12 protein-coding genes and 3 pseudogenes are annotated in these 16,965 nt (G+C 62.4%); 4 read left to right on the top strand and 11 right to left on the bottom strand.

The genetic code is table 11. The features are described from left to right. Positions 1–1,197, bottom strand: coding sequence for a D-alanyl-D-alanine carboxypeptidase family protein (locus ACVWVY_RS28450; protein WP_456632328.1), 1,197 nt, complete (start codon positions 1,195–1,197; stop codon positions 1–3). Positions 1,198–1,519: 322 nt separating this feature from the next. On the opposite strand from ACVWVY_RS28450, the gene ACVWVY_RS28445 reads away from it, so the two are divergent. Next, positions 1,520–2,464, top strand: a complete 945-nt coding sequence (locus ACVWVY_RS28445; protein ID WP_456629479.1) for an alpha/beta fold hydrolase — start codon at positions 1,520–1,522, stop codon at positions 2,462–2,464. On the opposite strand, the gene ACVWVY_RS28440 is transcribed toward ACVWVY_RS28445, so the two are convergent. Together ACVWVY_RS28440 and ACVWVY_RS28435 are read right to left on the bottom strand one after the other, a co-directional pair. Next, complete coding sequence (locus ACVWVY_RS28440) at positions 2,461–3,384, bottom strand: septal ring lytic transglycosylase RlpA family protein (protein WP_456629478.1); 924 nt, start codon at positions 3,382–3,384, stop codon at positions 2,461–2,463. The genes ACVWVY_RS28445 and ACVWVY_RS28440 overlap by 4 nt on opposite strands. A gap of 792 nt (positions 3,385–4,176) precedes the next feature. After that, positions 4,177–4,805, bottom strand: a pseudogene (locus tag ACVWVY_RS28435) (acetyl-CoA C-acyltransferase); the annotation flags it as partial. Between ACVWVY_RS28435 and ACVWVY_RS28430 the strand changes: the two are divergent. Both ACVWVY_RS28430 and ACVWVY_RS28425 read left to right on the top strand, forming a co-directional pair. Continuing rightward, positions 4,805–5,107: pseudogene (locus ACVWVY_RS28430) on the top strand (LysR substrate-binding domain-containing protein); the annotation flags it as partial. The pseudogenes ACVWVY_RS28435 and ACVWVY_RS28430 overlap by 1 nt on opposite strands. A 182-nt stretch (positions 5,108–5,289) precedes the next feature. After that, a pseudogene (locus ACVWVY_RS28425) lies at positions 5,290–6,117 on the top strand (LysR substrate-binding domain-containing protein); the annotation flags it as partial. A gap of 90 nt (positions 6,118–6,207) precedes the next feature. On the opposite strand, the gene ACVWVY_RS28420 reads toward ACVWVY_RS28425, so the two are convergent. The 8 genes from ACVWVY_RS28420 to ACVWVY_RS28385 form a co-directional block, all read right to left on the bottom strand. Further along, positions 6,208–7,665: an amidase gene (locus ACVWVY_RS28420; RefSeq protein ID WP_456629477.1), complete on the bottom strand. Its 1,458-nt coding sequence runs from the start codon at positions 7,663–7,665 to the stop codon at positions 6,208–6,210. 8 nt (positions 7,666–7,673) lie between these two features. Further along, positions 7,674–8,477 carry an FAD binding domain-containing protein gene (locus ACVWVY_RS28415; protein WP_456629476.1) on the bottom strand — a complete coding sequence of 268 codons (804 nt, stop codon included), beginning with the start codon at positions 8,475–8,477 and terminating at the stop codon, positions 7,674–7,676. A gap of 12 nt (positions 8,478–8,489) precedes the next feature. Further along, the gene (locus ACVWVY_RS28410) at positions 8,490–10,877 is read right to left on the bottom strand and encodes a xanthine dehydrogenase family protein molybdopterin-binding subunit (RefSeq protein WP_456629475.1); all 2,388 of its coding nucleotides are present in this window, start codon (positions 10,875–10,877) and stop codon (positions 8,490–8,492) included. A gap of 2 nt (positions 10,878–10,879) precedes the next feature. Continuing rightward, a complete protein-coding gene (locus ACVWVY_RS28405) occupies positions 10,880–11,368 on the bottom strand; it encodes a (2Fe-2S)-binding protein (RefSeq protein WP_456629474.1) in 489 nt (162 codons plus the stop codon). A 25-nt stretch (positions 11,369–11,393) separates the two neighbouring features. Then, positions 11,394–12,500 carry an ABC transporter ATP-binding protein gene (locus ACVWVY_RS28400; RefSeq protein WP_456629473.1) on the bottom strand — a complete coding sequence of 369 codons (1,107 nt, stop codon included), beginning with the start codon at positions 12,498–12,500 and terminating at the stop codon, positions 11,394–11,396. A 10-nt stretch (positions 12,501–12,510) separates the two neighbouring features. After that, on the bottom strand, positions 12,511–13,377 hold the full coding sequence (locus ACVWVY_RS28395; RefSeq protein ID WP_456632327.1) for an ABC transporter permease: 867 nt from the start codon (positions 13,375–13,377) through the stop codon (positions 12,511–12,513). A gap of 23 nt (positions 13,378–13,400) precedes the next feature. After that, positions 13,401–14,261, bottom strand: coding sequence for an ABC transporter permease (locus ACVWVY_RS28390; protein ID WP_456629472.1), 861 nt, complete (start codon positions 14,259–14,261; stop codon positions 13,401–13,403). A 91-nt stretch (positions 14,262–14,352) separates the two neighbouring features. Then, entirely contained in the window at positions 14,353–15,699 is a 1,347-nt protein-coding gene (locus tag ACVWVY_RS28385) for an ABC transporter substrate-binding protein (protein ID WP_456629471.1), read from the bottom strand. A 401-nt stretch (positions 15,700–16,100) separates the two neighbouring features. On the opposite strand from ACVWVY_RS28385, the gene ACVWVY_RS28380 reads away from it, so the two are divergent. Next, positions 16,101–16,961, top strand: a complete 861-nt coding sequence (locus ACVWVY_RS28380; protein WP_456629470.1) for an alpha/beta hydrolase — start codon at positions 16,101–16,103, stop codon at positions 16,959–16,961. Positions 16,962–16,965 lie beyond the last annotated feature (4 nt).

The following is a 16,965-nucleotide window of genomic DNA, read 5'->3' as shown; positions in this document are numbered from 1 at the left end:
TCAGAGCTTCTCTGCGCTCGCGCGGAACATCCCGATGACGAGCTCGCTGGCGCCGTCGATCGCGCGGCGCATGGTCGAACCGGTGCCGACCGCTTCCGCGGCATAGACCGGCGCCTCCACCGCGATATTGGCGCCGCGCCATACCTTGACGACACCGACCGGCTGGCCAGCCTTCACCGGCGCCCGCACCGGGCCACTATAGACGATGCGCGCGATCAGCTTCTCGCTGCCGTTCTTCGGCACCATCACCTTGATCGGCTCCGGGCTTGCAAGCTTCACCGAGCGGCTTTCGCCGCCGAATACTTTGGCAAAGCCGACCTGCTGGTTGGCCGCGAACAGCGTGCGCGTCTCGAAACTGCGAAAACCCCATTCCAGCATCTTCTTGGCCTCGGAGGCCCGATCGTCGGGATCCTCGAGCCCGTTGATCACGACGATCAGCCGCGTGTCGTTCTGCACGGCGGAGCCGACCATGCCGTAGCCGCCCTCCTTGGTGTAACCGGTCTTCAGCCCGTCGGCGCCGTTGAGCGTGTTCAGCAGCGGGTTGCGGTTCTGCTGCCGGATCTTGTTCCAGGTGAACTCCTTCTCGCCGAACAATTTGTACATGTCGGGATAGGTCAGGATCAGGTGGCGGGCCAGTTTTCCCAGCTCCCGCACCGTCATCTTGTTGGCGGGATCGGGCAGGCCGTTGGAGTTTCCGAAGGTCGACTTCGTCAAGCCGAGTTCGCGGGCGCGCTTCGTCAGGAAGTCGGCGGCAAAGATCCGCTCGTTGCCGGCCATGCCCTCGGCCAGCGCAATGCAGGAATCATTGCCGCTCTGGATGATCGCGCCATGCAGCAGGTCGTCCACCGACACCTTGCTGTTGAGAATGGCAAACATCGTCGAGCCGCCGGCCGGCGCACCGCCCTTGCGCCAGGCGTTCTCGCTGATCCGGTATTCATCCGTCAGCTTGACCTTGCCTTCCTTGAGGGCGTTGAAGACGACCTCGACCGTCATCAACTTCATCATGCTGGACGGCGCCCGCAATTCATCGGCGCTCTTCTCGAACAGCACGCTGCCGCTGGACGCCTCGATCAGGATCGCGGTCGGCGCGTCGCCGTCAAAGCCGCCCTCTTCCTTCTTCGGCGCGCCCTGCACGCTGTTGTTGGCGGCGTACACGATCCCGCCCCAACCGACCGCAAGCGCTACGACGGCGGCCATCAGGCCGCGCCACGGGACGGCAGCCGCGGCGTCGGCTTTGCGGGAAACGAAGGTCTCGATTGCCATCGGCGATGTCCTGAATCCCTGCGTTCTCCAGCGCGATGGCGCCGCCATCGCGCTCTCGTTCATATCTGGAGCATGACCTGATCGGAAAACTGGCGTCCACTTTTCCGGGTCATGCTCTACCAGTTGGAAGTATCGCAAACAACACAGGCGTTGGATTGTCCCGCCGTGCCGATCCGATTGCGGCGCCGGACGAAGGAACGTATCGTGGCGATGCTGCAACTTCCCGACAAGATACGAAAAACAGGGCGGAAACGCGATGCCATCCTCACGCACCATTTCCGCCAATGGGCTGGACTTCTTTGTTGTCGAGGAAGGACAGGGTCCGCTGGTGCTGCTCTGCCATGGCTGGCCCGAACTATCCTATTCCTGGCGGCACCAGATCGGAGCCATCGCGGAAGCCGGATTCCACGTCGTCGCCCCGGATATGCGCGGGTTCGGCCGGACCAGCGCGCCAGCCGATGTCGGCGCCTACACCATCTTGCATAATGTCGGCGACATGGTCGGGCTGGTGGCGGCGCTTGGCGAAAGGCAGGCCGTCATTGTCGGCCATGACTGGGGTGCGCCGGTTGCCTGGCACGCGGCGATGTTCCGGCCCGACGTCTTCACCAGGGTTGCGGGCCTCAGCGTTCCACCCCCCTCCCGCGGACGCGGCCTGCCGCTCGAAACCTTGCGGCAGAACGGCATCACCAATTTCTACTGGCAATATTTTCAGCCGCCTGGCGTGGCTGAAGCCGAGTTCGAGCGCGATGTCGCTGCGACAATGCGAATCGTGCTGGCCGGGCGCGGGTTCTCCGATCCGGCGGCCCACCAATATGTTCAGGAAGGCAAGGGATTCCTCGCCGGCGCCGATCCGAATCGGCCTTTACCGAATTGGCTGACCGAGGCCGACCTCGCCTATTTCGCGGCCGTCTACCGGGACTCCGGCTTTCGCGGCGGGCTCAACTGGTATCGCAACATCGACCGCAATTGGGAACTGACCGCGCCGTGGCAGGGCGCGCAAATCCATCAGCCCTCCCTGTTCATCGCGGGATCGAAGGATGGCGTCATTACCGGGTTGATCGGCGCCAAGCTGGTCAAGGAGATGGAGCGCGTGCTGCCGAACTTGCGGCAAAAACTGATTCTCGACGGGGCCGGTCACTGGATCCAGCAGGAGCGGCCCGACGAGGTCAACGCCGCCCTGATCGACTTCCTGAAGGGTTAGTACAGCCCCCGCCCGCTCAGCACTTCGCTTGGGCCCCGCGGATCGACCGCTAGGTAAGCCTGGCTCGGCGCCGCATAGCTGGCATCATTCTCGTAGGACACGGCGCGCGGGTTTTCCACGGCACGGCCCCGGGAACGGCTGGAGGCCGACATTTCGGAAGTCGCATTGATCGAGGCGTAGTCGGCCGAGCTATTGCCGAGGCTATAGGGCCGCCCCTCCGGCATCGGAACTTCGCCCCGGATGCGGCCCGCGGACGACGATACCTCGGGCACAAACGGACGGGCCGAAGCGACCCGGACCGTGGACGGGGACGGCGCGGGCTCGCCGGTCCGGAGCGTTGCCAGCAACTGGCGGTCGTCGGAACCCTCCAGCGGCGCCCGGCCGACATATTCAACGCGGACCTGAGCGACGCCATTTGCTTTGAATTCAAGGAGTTCCGCGGCCTTGTTCGAGACGTCGATGAGGCGGTTGCCGTGGTAGGGGCCGCGGTCGTTGACCCGCACGATCAGCGATTTGCCGTTCCGGACATTGGTGACGCGGGCGTAGCTTGGGATCGGCAGCGTCGGATGGGCTGCCGTCAGCGAGGTCATGTCAAAAACCTCACCATTGGCTGTCAGCCGGCCGTGGAAGTCGTCGCCATACCAGGAAGCCATTCCCTCGGCGCGATAGTTCGGATCCTCTTCCGGCACGTAGACCCGGCCTGCGACGGTGTAGGGCTTGCCGACGCGGTAGGTTCCCCCGCCCTTCGGAACGGTTTCCCCGAGCGCCACCACGCGAGGGCTCGAGGAGACGCCATATTTGGGATCGACGCGGCTGGCGAATTTGCTGGATGAGGCGCAGTTGGCAAGGAGCAGGCACGTTGCCACGGCAACAGTACCACGCGCCGCCAGGACGATCGCTTTTGGCCGTCGAATCCCCATCGCCCCAATTACCATTTTCAGCGGCCGACTGCCTACGTTGAAGCGGTTGCGGCCATTCCCCACGATGCGGCCCACCTCCGCATCACGACGTGAAGATATCGCAACCGGAACACGGCGGAAATGGGGTCCGCTCCCGCGTAGTAAATGAATGGTTGATTTGCGTATCCGTTGATTTACGGGAACAGCGCCTCGATTCACTGTGTATGCGCCCTCGTCGCATCCGTCCTTGTGCCGCTTTCAGACAATCTGTTGCAGCAAATCATCACTCATGACCGATCTGCAATTCCAGCCCGTGAATCTTTTTGACTGTGCAACGGTGGAGTCGTTTTGTGGATTGCAGGGGCGCAAAGGATTTGTGCGATGATCGAGACGGTTACAACGTTGATGGGCCTGGTGAGCGCAGGCATTTTTCTTGCCCATGCATTTGAAGGCTATCGTTCCAGAGCTTGAGGTTTGAACACTTGGCGGTTCTGGGGGACCGCCGGCTTCAGACAGAGAAATATCCTGGTAGTTGCGACCAGGGATTCGGAAAGCTTTAATAAATTCGAGCGAGCATCTGAGTGGTAGGTGTAACATGCGCAACCACGACATCGTCTCCAACGGATTTCTTGCCCTGACCACGGCAAGCTTCGTCCTCCTGTGCTCGAGCCTGCTGGCTGTCGCTTTCGGCTAAGCAAAACGTCCGAACCGATTGCGGCAACGGTACCGGGGACGGTGCCTCCCCAGCCAGAACCAGCGTCCGACCGACCGTAGGCGAAGGCGTTGCGGCCGAAATGGCGCGCAATGGCGTCTCTAGACCCGCTCAATTATTATCGCTGGGGCCATGCCGCCGGCCGCGCACATTGTCACCAGGCCGCGCTGCAAGCCCCTTCGCTCCAGCTCATCCAGAATGGTGCCGATCAGGATAACGCCGGTTGCCCCGATCGGATGACCAAGCGCAATCGACCCGCCATTCACGTTGACTTCGCGCGGTCGACGCCGAGATCTCGAATGAATTTCTCGACGACCACGGCGAAAGCCTCGTTGACCTCGAAGAGGTCGATGTCGTCGATGGTCAGGCCCGCCTTGGCTAGCACCTTGCGCGTCGCGGGCACCGGCGCGTTCATCATCAGCGTCGGCGAATCCCCCATGTTCGCCATCGCGACGACGCGGGCGCGCGGCTTCAGGCCGTGCGCGTTGGCGTAGGCCGGCGACGCCAGCAGAATCGCGGCCGAACCGTCGACCACGCCGGACGAGTTGCCGGCATGGTGGACGAAGTTGATATCGAGGTCGGGGTATCGCTGCAAAATCAGGCTGCGATAGGTCGTGCCCTTGTCGTCGAGCGGATAGTCGGCGAGTGCGGGAAACGCAGGCTTCAGTGCCGCCAGGGCTTCGAGCGTGGTCTGCGGCCGCGGATATTCCTCGCGGTCGAGGGCAAGGCTTGATCGACCAGGCCTTCAATCGCGATGACGTCCGCCGGGTGCTTCGGGTCGAGACCAGCCTGTCTGAAATCATGTGCGGGTTAGTGTCATCCGGGCTAGGCGTCGCAATCTGCGATCCCTTCACGGCGCGCGAATTCGAGAGCCGAGGCGTCGTAGCGCGTCCTTTCTCACCGCGGATCGATTTCGAGTTCGCCGCCGTTTTTCCACCGCAGCGCAGCCCTTCGCCGGTGGCCCTGGATTTGGTGGAGGTCATGCGGCGGGAGCTTGATGAATTGAACGGACTGCCGATCGCTCAAATCTAACGGCGATCGGCAGGTAAACTTCCCGCGCGAACACCGTGCTATAACTGATTGAAAATATTGAACTCTCGCCCCATCCATCCGATCGCAGACGCTGCGCCTCTTTTACTGGCACTGGTGTCGTGCCGGCGTTTCCAAGCACGAAAATTGCATGGAAGTGTCCTGCCTGCACAGCGAGTACCGCCATGAACCTGATCAATCTGGACATACGCATGCTGCGCTCGCTGATGTCGGTCGTTGAAACCGGCAGCATCACCGAGACCGCGCGGCGGCTCGGTCGTACCCAACCTGCGATTACCCTTCAGCTGCAGCGGCTTGAGGAACTCACCGGGAAGGCGATCTTCATCCACGAGGGCCGCCGGCTGTTTCTGACGGCGGAAGGCGAGACAGTCCTGAGCTACGCACGTTCGATCGTCGGATCTCACGACGAGATGTTGTCGCAACTCGCTTCTCCGGACATCGAAGGCCACGTCGTGCTCGGCACCCCCGACCTCTATGCCGCCTTTATGCTCCCCTCGATCCTGAGGATTTTCCGCAAAGCCTTTCCACGCGTTCAACTGGAGCTGAACTGTTCACTGTCGACGCCACTTGTCGGGTGCGTGAAGCGCGGCGAAGTCGATATCGCGCTGGTGACCCGCATGAACGATTTCACCGGCGGACAGGTGGTGCGGCAAGAGCAATTGATCTGGATGACCGGGGAGCAATCCACGGCGCATAACGAAAAGCCGATCCCGCTGGCGTTGCTGCCGCCGGGCAACATCTTTCGCGACCATGCCATCGAGCGGCTGGAAGCCTCGCGACTCCGATGGCGGATCGCCTGTGTCAGTCCGAGCGTCGGCGGTTTGCAGGCCGCCGCTTTCGCCGGCATGGCGGTCACCGTCCTCGGCCGCTCCGCACTGGTACGCAACATGCGCGAGATCGGTGACAATGAGGGGCTCCCGCTGCTCCCGAAGGTCGATCTTCTGCTCTATAAATCGCCGACCGCAACGTCAAAGGCCGCAAGCGCGCTGCACGACTATCTGGCGCACTATCTCAATCTCGACGATGAACTCCTGCTGGGCAAGGAGCTGCCTCTGTCTACCGCTGACAGCGACGAACCCCGGTCAGGACATGCGGGGACGAAACGGGCTCCAGGGCCGCGCGCACTCGAAGGCGGCAGCGATACGCACAATCAAGCCCTCGTCGAGCCAGGGCGCAACAATCTGAAGTCCAATCGGAAGCCCCTCGGCGTCGAAACCGCAGGGAATCGTGGCAGCCGGCAGTCCGGTCAGATTTATCGGCCAAGAGAACGGCGACCAACCTAGATGGCGGTCGACGGCGATGCCGTCGATCTCGTCAACGCCGAGGGTGCCCGCGGGAAACGCCGTCACCGCAACCGTTGGGGTGACGATCGCATCGACCTTTCCGAATACCTCCAGGAACGACATGCGCAGGCCGTTACGACGATAGCCGGCCGCGACATAATCAATGCCGCTGTAGGAAGCGCCCTTCGCCACCACATCGCGATAGTCGCTGTCGGAGGCCACCAGCGCCTCGGCACCGCGGGCCGAGATGGCCGCCGCCTGCTCGGTATAAGCGATTGGTTTCAAGATCCGCTCGAGCATGTCGGGTTCAAGCCGGATGCAATCGGGAACGATGCTGGCGCCAAGTGAACCGAGCGTCTCGACCGCCGACTGAAATGCCTTGCGAACATCCGGCGCCACCGCCGCATAGCCGAAGTCGGCGCTGGCTCCAATCCTGACCCCGTCGAGTTTTATTGGTGTCGCGTCAAAGCTCCGCGCCGGCACCGGCAGACTGGCGGCATCGCGCAAATCGTGGGCCGCAACCGCTTCCAGAAGAAGGGCTGCGTCGGCAACGGTGCGCGCGATTGGACCGGTGTGCGCCAGCGACGCCCACGACGGCGGCGAAAAGCCGGGCGATCTCGGCACCAGCCCGAAAGTCGGCTTGATACCGACCACGCCGCAGAACGCGGACGGCACACGGATCGAGCCGACCCCATCGGTGCCGATCGCAAGCGGACCGCATCCGGCGGCAATCGAGGCCGCGGCACCGCCGCTCGATCCGCCGCTGGTCCGCTCGCGGTTCCAAGGGTTGCGGGTGATGCCAGACACCGGGCTGTCGGCCGTCAATTTGTAGCCGGACTCGCAGGTGGTGGTCTTGCAGGTGACGATCGCGCCCGCCGACTTGAGCGCCGAAACCGCCGCCGCATCGACATTCGGCATCAGACCCTTGTTGGCAGGCGCGCCGCCCAGCGCCGGCATCCCGGCGACGTAGACGAGATCCTTGATGCTGACCGGCACACCCGTCAATTTGCCCTGCGGCCGCCCGGAGGACCAGGCCACCGTGGCGCGGTCAGCAGCGGCTCGCGCCTGTTCGTATGCCGGGGTCACGACCACATTGCAGGCGGCATTGGTTACTTCCAGCGCTGATATCACGTCCTCGATGACGTCGCGCGGCGTGAACCTCCTGGTGCGATAGCCTTCCAGCAATTCAACGGCCGAAAGCCTGGCCAATTCATTTGCCTTAACGACACCTTCGGCGCGGACGCTTCCTGCTTTCACCACGCGCCTCACGATGCTTGAAGGGCTGACATCACGGCCTTTTTCGCCATGACGGTCACGAGATGGGCGCGGTATTCCGCATCCGCGTGGATATCGGAACTCAGGTTTTCAGCATCCAGCTTGATCCCCGCGACTGCATCAGGCGTGAACGCGCGCTCCAGCGCGGCTTCCATTGCGGCGACGCGAAAGACGCCTGGTCCGGCGCCGGTTACAGCGACCCGAACCTTTCCGGCTTTCTTCGCCACACACACGCCGACCACCGCATAGCGTGATGCCGGCGATTTGAATTTGGCATAGCCCCCGGCGGACGGCACCGGGAAGCGCAAGGCGGTGATGATCTCGCCCGGGTCGAGCGCCGTTTCGAATAGCCCCCGGAAGTAAGCGTCGGCGGCGATCTCCCGGCGGTCGGTCACGACAGTCGCATCGAGCGCGAGCACCGCGGCCGGATAGTCGGCCGAGGGATCGTTATTGGCGACCGAACCACCGATCGTGCCGCGGTTGCGAACCGCGGGATCGCCAATGCCGGCTGCAAGGCCGGCAAGCAGCGGTATCTTGCTGCGAACCAGTTCCGACTCCGCGACATCGACATGGCGGGTCATCGCACCGACCGTCAGGATGTCGCCTTGAGCTGAAATCCCTGATAGCTGCGGGATCTTGGACAGGTCGATCAGCGCCGCGGGCGCCGCCAACCGCTGCTTGATGGTCGGCAGCAACGTCATCCCGCCGGCCAGCGGCATGCCGTCAGCAACGCCGCCCATCAGCGCCGACATTTCATAAAGGGTAGTCGGCCTGTGAAATGCAAATGATCTCATCTTCGCCTCCTCTTACTCTGCGGCGCGCGGCATCGTGGCGTTCTGAATGACACGCCAGATCCGGTTCGGCGTCGCCGGCATATCGACGTGAAGCACGCCGAGATGGGACAACGCGTCGACGACGGAGTTGATAACGGCCGCAGGCGATCCGATGGTGCCGACCTCGCCACATCCTTTCACGCCCATCGGTGTATGCGTGCAAGGCGTGGAATGGGTCTTGATCGTCATATTCGGCAGGTGATCGGCACGCGGCATGGTGTAATCCATGAACGAGCCTGACAGCAGCTGCCCCGAGACGTCGTCATAGACGGCGTTTTCATACAACGCCTGGCCGACACCCTGAACGATGCCGCCGTGCAATTGTCCCTCGACAATCATCGGGTTAATGACGGTGCCGACGTCGTCGACCGCAGTGTATTTCTCCAGCGTCACGATCCCCGTCTCGGGATCGATTTCGACCTCGGCGATGTGACAGCCGCCCGGATAGGTGAAATTGACCGGATCGTAATAGGCCTGTTCCTCCAGTCCGGGCTCGAGAATTTCTAGCGGATAGTCGTGCGGCACATAGGCAGCGCCGGCGATTTCCTGGAACGTCTTGCTGCGGTCGGTCCCCGCAACCGAAAACAGCCCGGCCTCGAACTGGATATCCTGCTCGCTGGCCTCGAGCAGGTGCGCCGCGATCTTCTTGCCCTTCAGGACCACCTTGTCGCTCGCCTTCGAGAGCGCGGCACCGCCGACGACCAGCGATCGCGAGCCATAGGTGCCCATGCCGAACTGCACGCGGTCGGTATCGCCGAACACGATGTCGACGTTATCGAAGGCAACGCCGAGCTTCTCCGACACGATCTGCGCGAAGGTGGTCTCGTGCCCCTGCCCGTGATTGTGGGTGCCGATCAGCACCGTCACCTGTCCGGTCGGATGCACGCGGACGGTGGCGCTTTCGTAGAGGCCGCCACGGGCGCCGAGACGTCCGGCAAAGCGCGACGGTGCGAGGCCGCAGGCTTCGACGTAGGTCGAATAGCCGAGGCCGCGGAACTTGCCGTCACGTTCCGACGCCGCCTTGCGTTCCGCGAAGCCTGCGACATCCGCCGCCGCAAGCGCGCCTTCGAGGCAGCCCATAGGATCGCCGGAATCATATTCGACGAGGACCGGCGTCTGATACGGATAGGCTTCCTTGGCGATGATGTTGCGACGGCGCAATTCGACGCGATCGATCCCCATTTCCTTGGCCGCGACATCCACCAGCCGTTCGACCACGAACGTCGCTTCCGGTCGCCCGGCGCCGCGATAGGCATCGACCGGCACCGTGTTGGTGAAGACCACCTTCACGTTGCAATAGATCGCAGGCGTCGTGTAGACGCCGCTCAACAATGGCCCATAGAGATTGGTCGGGATGTTGGGGCCGAAGGTGGAGAGATAACCACCCATGTTGGCCAAAGTGACGACCTTCAGCGCGAGGAATTTTCCATTCTCGTCCAGCGCCAGTTCGGCCTCGGTGACGTGATCCCGGCCGTGCCGGTCCGAGATGAAACCCTCGGTGCGGTCCGCCACCCACTTGACGGGACGGCCGACCCGCTTCGCCGCCCAGGTGATCACGGCCTCCTCGCCGTAGTGGAATTGCTTGACGCCGAAGCCGCCGCCGACGTCGGGCGCCACCACGCGCATTTTCTGCTCGGGAATCTTGAGCACCAGGGCGCTCATCAGGAATCGCACCACATGCGGAAACTGGCTCGTGGTCCACAGCGTATAATGGCCGGTCCCGCCGTTGTACTCGGCGACCGCCGCGCGCGGTTCCATTGGGTTGCCGATCAGCCTGTTGTTGACGAGGCTAAGACGCGCCACATGCGCGGCCTTCCTGAACGCCGTCGCAACGGCGGCCTTGTCGCCGAGCTCCCAGTCGCAGCAGAGATTGTTTGGAACGTCGTCGAACAGTTGCGGTGCGCCCGGACGAACGGCTTCGAGTACGCCGACGACGGATGGTAGCACCTCATAATCAATGACCACCGCTTCTGCCGCCGCGCGCGCGAGCTCCAGCGTATCGGCGACCACAAAGGCGACCATATCGCCGACGAAGCGCACCTTGCCCTGCGCCAGCATCGGAAACGCCGGCTCCTTCATCGGCAGGCCATCCGAGCCATGAATGCCCCAGCCGCAAGGCAGCGAACCGAGGCCGTCGGCCGCGACATCGTCACCGGTCAGCACGGCCTCGACACCCGGCAGCGCCAGTGCCGGCGCCTTGTCGATGCCACGGATCGCCGCATGGCCATGCGGCGACCGGATGAACACGCCGAACGCCATGTCGGCCCGCTTGATGTCGGCGACGTAATTGCCGCGGCCGGTCAGAAAGCGGAAGTCTTCCTTGCGGCGCGGCGCAGCGCCAATCCCGATCACGTTCGACATGGCTATTCTCCGCTTCCCGACGCATGCATGGCGGCCGCACCGGCCAGCACCGACGCCACGATGTTCTGATACCCGGTGCAGCGGCAGATATTACCCTCGAGGCCGTGGCGGACCTCGGCCTCGGTAGGCGCTGGATTTTTCGTCGCCAGCGCCACCGCTGTCATCACCATGCCCGGGGTGCAGAAGCCGCATTGCAGGCCGTGATTTTGATGAAACGCTTGCTGCATTGGATGCAGCGCGTTCGAACCACCCGGCCCGGAGAGGCCTTCGATCGTCGTCAGCGTGCCTCCGTCGAGCATCGGCGCGAGCAAGGTGCAGCTCTTCACCGCCTCGCCGTTGAACAGCACGACGCAGGCGCCGCACTGGCTGGTATCGCACCCGACATGGGTCCCTGTCAGGTTTAGGTTCTCGCGCAACAGATCGGCGACCAGCGCCGATGGCTCGATGTCAACCGTCCGCGACCGGCCGTTGAGCGTAAAACTGACTATCATGGGTGACCTCCCGTCATGAGCGACATCAGGCGAGAACACGGGCGCGGCCCGCCGACCAGGTGGCCAGCAGCACGTCGCCGACATTGAAGGGATCGCGGAAGAAGGTTCGTTCCGGAACGTAGGCGACAAAATCCTCGTCAGGGACCGTGTCGAGCATCACCTTGACGAACGAGCCCTGATATTCGATCGCGGTCACCCGGCTTGGCAACGCTGTCGCGCCGTCGCCAGGGTTACCGGCATCGGCCCGCACCAATTCGATATCGTCGCGCCGCACTGCCAGATCGATGCGGTCGCCCACAGCCACCCGTGCCTCGGCACCCAGCCGGACCTGGATTCCGCTGCGGTTCGGCTGCGACAGCACGACGAGCCCCTCGCCGACCTTCTCGACCTTTCCAGACAGCACATTCTGCCCGCCCAAAAACTCCGCAACATAGCGGTCGCGCGGATAGGCGTAGACGTCGCGCGCCGGTCCCGATTGCTTGATCCTGCCTTTTTCCATCACCACGACGATGTCGGCGAGCGCAATCGCCTCGAGCTGAGTGTGGGTGACGTGAACGAAGGTGATCCCAAGCTCGCGCTGCATTCGCCGGAGCTCCTGCCGCATCTGCACCCGAAGCTGTTCGTCCAATGCAGACAGCGGCTCGTCGAGCAGCAGCACCCGCGGCTCAGTGATCGCCGCGCGTGCCAGCGCCACACGTTGCTGCTGGCCGCCCGACAGATCGGCCGGCAACCGGTCCGCCAGCTCTGTCAGGCGCACCTTTTCCATCATCCGATCGGCGGCCTTGTAGCGCTCGGTCTTCGACTGCCCGCGCACCCGCAGCGCAAATGCGATGTTATCACGGACGGTGAGATGCGGAAACAGCGCGTAGGACTGGAACATCATCGCGGTGCGCCGCTCGACCGGCGCCATTCCTGCGACATTCTCGCCGCCGATCACGATCTCCCCTGTGGTCGGCTCCTCGTGGCCGGCGATCATCCGTAGAATCGTCGTCTTGCCGCAACCGGAAGGCCCGAGAAAGCAGCAATAGGCGCCGTCGGGAATCTTCAGATTGACGCCATCGACCACGTTGGTGACGCCGTCATAGCTCTTGCAGAGACCTGCCAATTCGATATCGCCAGCGCCCGCGCGCATTCCAAAGACCTCAATGACCTGTCGCGCGTACGCCACGGCGCTTGCTGATGACAATGATGGCGCCGATGCAGGCGCCAATGATGATGAACGACACGATCGTAGTGACGGTGCCGAGCGCGTATAGCGACGGCGAAGTCACGTTGAGCGTCATGCTCCATATCTCGAGCGGCAGGGTATTGAGCGAGCCCGAAGTCTGCAGCGTGCGGGCGAATTCATCATAGGACAGCGTGAAGCCGAACAGCGCGACCGCGACGAGCCCCGGCGCCAGCACAGGAATCACCACCAGCCTGATGGTTTGCCAGCGGGTGGCTCCGAGATCCCGCGCCGCCTCCTCCCACACGCTGTCGAAGCGGGACATCACGGCGAACATCACCAGCACGCCAAACGGTAGCGTCCAGGACAATTGCGCACCGAGCGCCGACGTGTACCAGCTCGGGCTGATGCCTATCCACTGGAACAAGAGGCCAACGCCGAGGCCGAGCACCAGCCCGGGCGCCACGAGGCTGCCGATCATCAGGTAGAACACGAGCGTGTCGCCGAAAAAGCGGCGACGAAACGCCAGCCCGGCCATCAGCGAGACCACGAGCGTGATCACCGTGACCAGCACCGCAAGCTTGATCGAGCGGTCGAACGATCCTTTGACGTCGCCGGTGCGCACCTGCGTGAACAGATCGATGAACCAGTGCAGCGAATGCCCCTTCATCGGAAACACCAGCCCGCCGCGGATGTCCTGGAACGACAGGATGTAGATGCAGATCATCGGGCCGTAGAGGGCGGCGACGTAGAGGATGAAAACGGTCGCGAGCGCGTAGAAGGTCCAGGGACGGCGGTCGCCGCGCGCGACCGCGGAAATACGCCGGGTTCTGATCATGGGCATATCGGCCTCGCCGAGAGCGACCGTCATTGCGTGATCTCCCGGCGGATATCGACGACGCGCAGGATCAGGGCAATCATGGCAATGAGAACGAGGGTCAGCAGCATGGCACTCGCCGCGGCGATCGGATATTGCAGCACGCCGACATTTTCGTAGAACGCACTGACCACCGAGGCGGAACCGCCGCCGGACATCACCTTGACCACGAAGAAGTCGCCCATCACGATCGAGATCACGAAGGTCGATCCGAGAGCAATGCCGCTTTTCGACATCGGGATGATGATGTAGCGCATCACCTCGAGCCGGCTGGCGCCGGAATCGAGCGCCGCCTCCACCACCCGCTTGTCGATGCGCGCCAGCGAATTGAAGATCGGCACCACCATGAAGATCGTCAGCTGGTGCACATAGGCGATGACGACCGCGAGGCCCGAATAGAGCAGCACCTCAAGCGGCTCCCGGATCACGCCGATACCGAGCAGCGTCGAGTTGACCAACCCTTCCTTTCCCAGCAGCGGAATCCAGGAAATCATCCGGATGATGTTCGAGGTCCAGAACGGGATCGTGCAGATCAGAAACAGGCCGATCGCGAGCAGCTGGTTCTTGACGTGAAAGACGAGAAAGTATGCGACCGGGAACCCGATGATCAGCGTGAAAAGCCAGGTCAGGATCGCAAATTTGAGCGTCGTCACATAGAGCAGGAAGGTCTGCGCCGATGTGAGCACATCGACGTAGTTCGCCAACGTAAACGTCGGCAACAACCCGCCGAAGCCATCGGTCTCGAAGAAACTCGCGACCAGTACGACAAGGGTCGGCAGCAGGAAAAACGGGACTAGCACCAGCATCAGCGGCGTCACGTATAGCCATGCACTCAAATTTGGTCGCTGCATTACCTGGCCTGACTGGACTTCATTCTGGATCTCCGGAACGGTAGTTCACCGCCTGCCGGCGCTTGCCCCGCGCCGGGCAGGCCAATTGGTCTCAGGCGACCTTGAAATCGTTCCAGCGCTTGTTCATGTAGGCCGCTTCATCCATCAGCGTATTCCAGCAGGAGATGTTCTTGACCCGGTCGAGGAATGAACCGCCGTCCCGCTTGGTGCCGGCCTTCTCCATCGGCACACCATAGGGGTCGTTGATGACCGAGGGCGCGGGCTTGCCGTCGTACCAGAAATCCCACTCCGCCTCGGTCAGGAACTTCTTCGCGGTCGACGGCACCGGGCTGTAGTAGCCGTAACGGCCGACGAAGCCGCCCTGCCAACCCGACAGATACCAATTCAGATATTCGTAGGCGGCATCGAGTTTCTTGCCGGACAGGTGCTTCATCAGCCCCATGCCGTTGCACCAGCCACGATAGCCTTCCTTGCCGTTCTTGACGTTGACCGGCGCGTAGACGCAGGGAATTTCCTTGACGCGAACGGCGGCAACCGCTGGTGACCACATCGACTGGATCACGACCTCGCCCGCGGCCATCAACTGCACCGACTGGTCGAAGGTGGTCCAGGTCGCGCGGAACTGGCCCGCCTTTTTCAGTTCAATCAGCTTGTCGCAGGTGAAGTCGATCTCCTGCTTGGTCATGTTGCCCTTGTTGCCGTACTTGATCAGGCCAGCGCTTTCGAAGCAGAGCGCGGCGTCCATGATGCCAATCGCCGGGACGTCGAGAATTGCAGCCTTGCCCTTGAATTTCGGGTCGATCAGATCCTTCCATTCGGTCACCTCGTGACCGACGAGATCGGGACGATAGCCGATCGAGTCCGCGTTATAGACTTGCGGCAGGAAGGTCGCCCATTCGGTCACGCCATCATGCAGGTCGGTCGCGTTGGGCTTTGCGATATACATTGCCTCATAGGGAGAAATGCCCTGCCGCGGAATCTTGTGGCCGTCGATCTCACCCTTGGTGAAGATCGGCAGGATGTTGTCGAACTCCTTGATCTTCTTGACCTCGATGCCCTGGATCACGCCGCGCTTGGCGGCGAGCTTGGCCTGCCATCCCTCGAGATCGGCGATGTCGACCGAGTCAGGCTGGCTGATGAAACGGTTGATCGCAGCCGACGTGTCGAGGTTCTGCATCGTGACCTTGAAGCCAAGGTCTTTTGCGGCCTGGTCCCCGATCGCTTTGACCACCGAGTAGGACACACCGACGTGCCGGAGTTCGATGTCCTTGATCTCCTGCGCCCAGATGGTCGGAAATCCGCTGATGGCTCCGGACCCGATCGCCGCACCTGCTGCAGCTGCTCCACTCTTGAGCAGTGCCCGCCTTGAAATTCCTTTCTTCTTCGCCGAGCGCTTGGGCGAAGAGCCGTTCGCGTCGCCATTGTCATCATCGAACATCGTTTTCTCCGCTCGCGTTCATGGACAAGCTTGCTCTTCCAACCGGCTCGTTCGTCGTGCGACCGGGTTGATGGATGAAGCGTAGCGGCGGAGAAATCGGATTGTAAAATCGGAAGTTAAAATGCCACGCATAAGGGCGACTAATGGAAATCCCAGCCTGCCCAATGTGGCAGCACGCCGACCTATAATTTGACCTTTACTTTCGGGAGTGTAGCCGGCGGCAGATCGACGTGGCTCCCGCTCCCACTGCTGCATATCCTTGACTTTATCGAAGATCTGGAGGTGCTCTTGATCACTCGTTCTTCTTTCGATTGCGGGACTGGCAGCGCCAATATACTGGTGGTCGTCGCTGGACGACTTGAACAACAACGGGCGCTTTGGTTTCTGCGGGAGTGACGTGCGTGATTGATATCTCGGCGACGAAAGATGTGCGGCTTGATCCCAGGCTGAACTGGGTAGCGCTTTCCCAAGCGGAGCGCGATGCTGCCTATGACAACAATGCGGCGGTCAAGAACAGCGCAGCGCTGATCGCCGAAAGAAACCAGATGTCCGAAACGCTGCGCGCCAGCCACAAATCCTTTCTTGATGTGCCTTATGGCGACCGCGAAAGGACAAAGATCGATCTCTATCCGGCCGCCGATAAGGCAGCACCCTGCCTGGTGTTCCTGCACGGCGGTTACTGGCAGCGCAATTCGCGCGAGCTATTTGCCATGCTGGTCGAAGGCGTCGCAGCCCACGGCTGGTCGGTTGCCATTCCCGGGTATTCGCTGGCACCCGATGTTTCGTTGACGGAGATCGTGGCCGAGATATCCCTGTCGCTCGATTGGCTCGCCAAAAACGGAGAGTTGTACGATATCTCAGGGCCCGTCCTGCTCTCCGGCTGGTCCGCCGGCGCCCACCTCGTCGCAATGGCACTCGATCACCCGCGCGTTGCCGCAGGACTGGCGATTTCCGGTGTGTACGATCTTGGGCCCATCCGCGATACGGGCCTGAACAATGCGCTGAAGCTGACCAGCGCGGAAGTCACGGCCTTATCGCCGCTTCGCCTGCCCGCCGTCCACAAGCGACTCGACATCGCCTACGGCACGGCCGAACTGCCGACGCTGGTTTTCGATTCAATCAAGCTTCATGAAATGCGCGTCGCCGCTGCCGCGCCCGGCAAGCTCTTCCCGATCGAAGGCGCGGATCATTTCAGTATCCTCGCGGAACTGCGACGCGCCGACGGCGCGCTTGTCGATATTGCTCGCACGCTTGTCGGGTAGCACT

It is taken from the genome of Bradyrhizobium sp. URHC0002 (assembly GCF_054059515.1).
Note: the sequence above shows the minus strand (reverse complement) of the source record. Positions and strands in the feature narration are given on the sequence as shown.

Coding starts and splice junctions, on each gene's coding strand:
- ACVWVY_RS28450 (WP_456632328.1), bottom strand. CDS start 1,197: ATGGCCGCCGTCGTAGCGCTTGCGGTCGGTTGGGGCGGGATCGTGTAC.
- ACVWVY_RS28445 (WP_456629479.1), top strand. CDS start 1,520: ATGCCATCCTCACGCACCATTTCCGCCAATGGGCTGGACTTCTTTGTT.
- ACVWVY_RS28440 (WP_456629478.1), bottom strand. CDS start 3,384: ATGGGGATTCGACGGCCAAAAGCGATCGTCCTGGCGGCGCGTGGTACT.
- ACVWVY_RS28415 (WP_456629476.1), bottom strand. CDS start 8,477: ATGAGATCATTTGCATTTCACAGGCCGACTACCCTTTATGAAATGTCG.
- ACVWVY_RS28410 (WP_456629475.1), bottom strand. CDS start 10,877: ATGTCGAACGTGATCGGGATTGGCGCTGCGCCGCGCCGCAAGGAAGAC.
- ACVWVY_RS28405 (WP_456629474.1), bottom strand. CDS start 11,368: ATGATAGTCAGTTTTACGCTCAACGGCCGGTCGCGGACGGTTGACATC.
- ACVWVY_RS28400 (WP_456629473.1), bottom strand. CDS start 12,500: ATGCGCGCGGGCGCTGGCGATATCGAATTGGCAGGTCTCTGCAAGAGC.
- ACVWVY_RS28395 (WP_456632327.1), bottom strand. CDS start 13,377: ATGCCCATGATCAGAACCCGGCGTATTTCCGCGGTCGCGCGCGGCGAC.
- ACVWVY_RS28390 (WP_456629472.1), bottom strand. CDS start 14,261: ATGCAGCGACCAAATTTGAGTGCATGGCTATACGTGACGCCGCTGATG.
- ACVWVY_RS28385 (WP_456629471.1), bottom strand. CDS start 15,699: ATGTTCGATGATGACAATGGCGACGCGAACGGCTCTTCGCCCAAGCGC.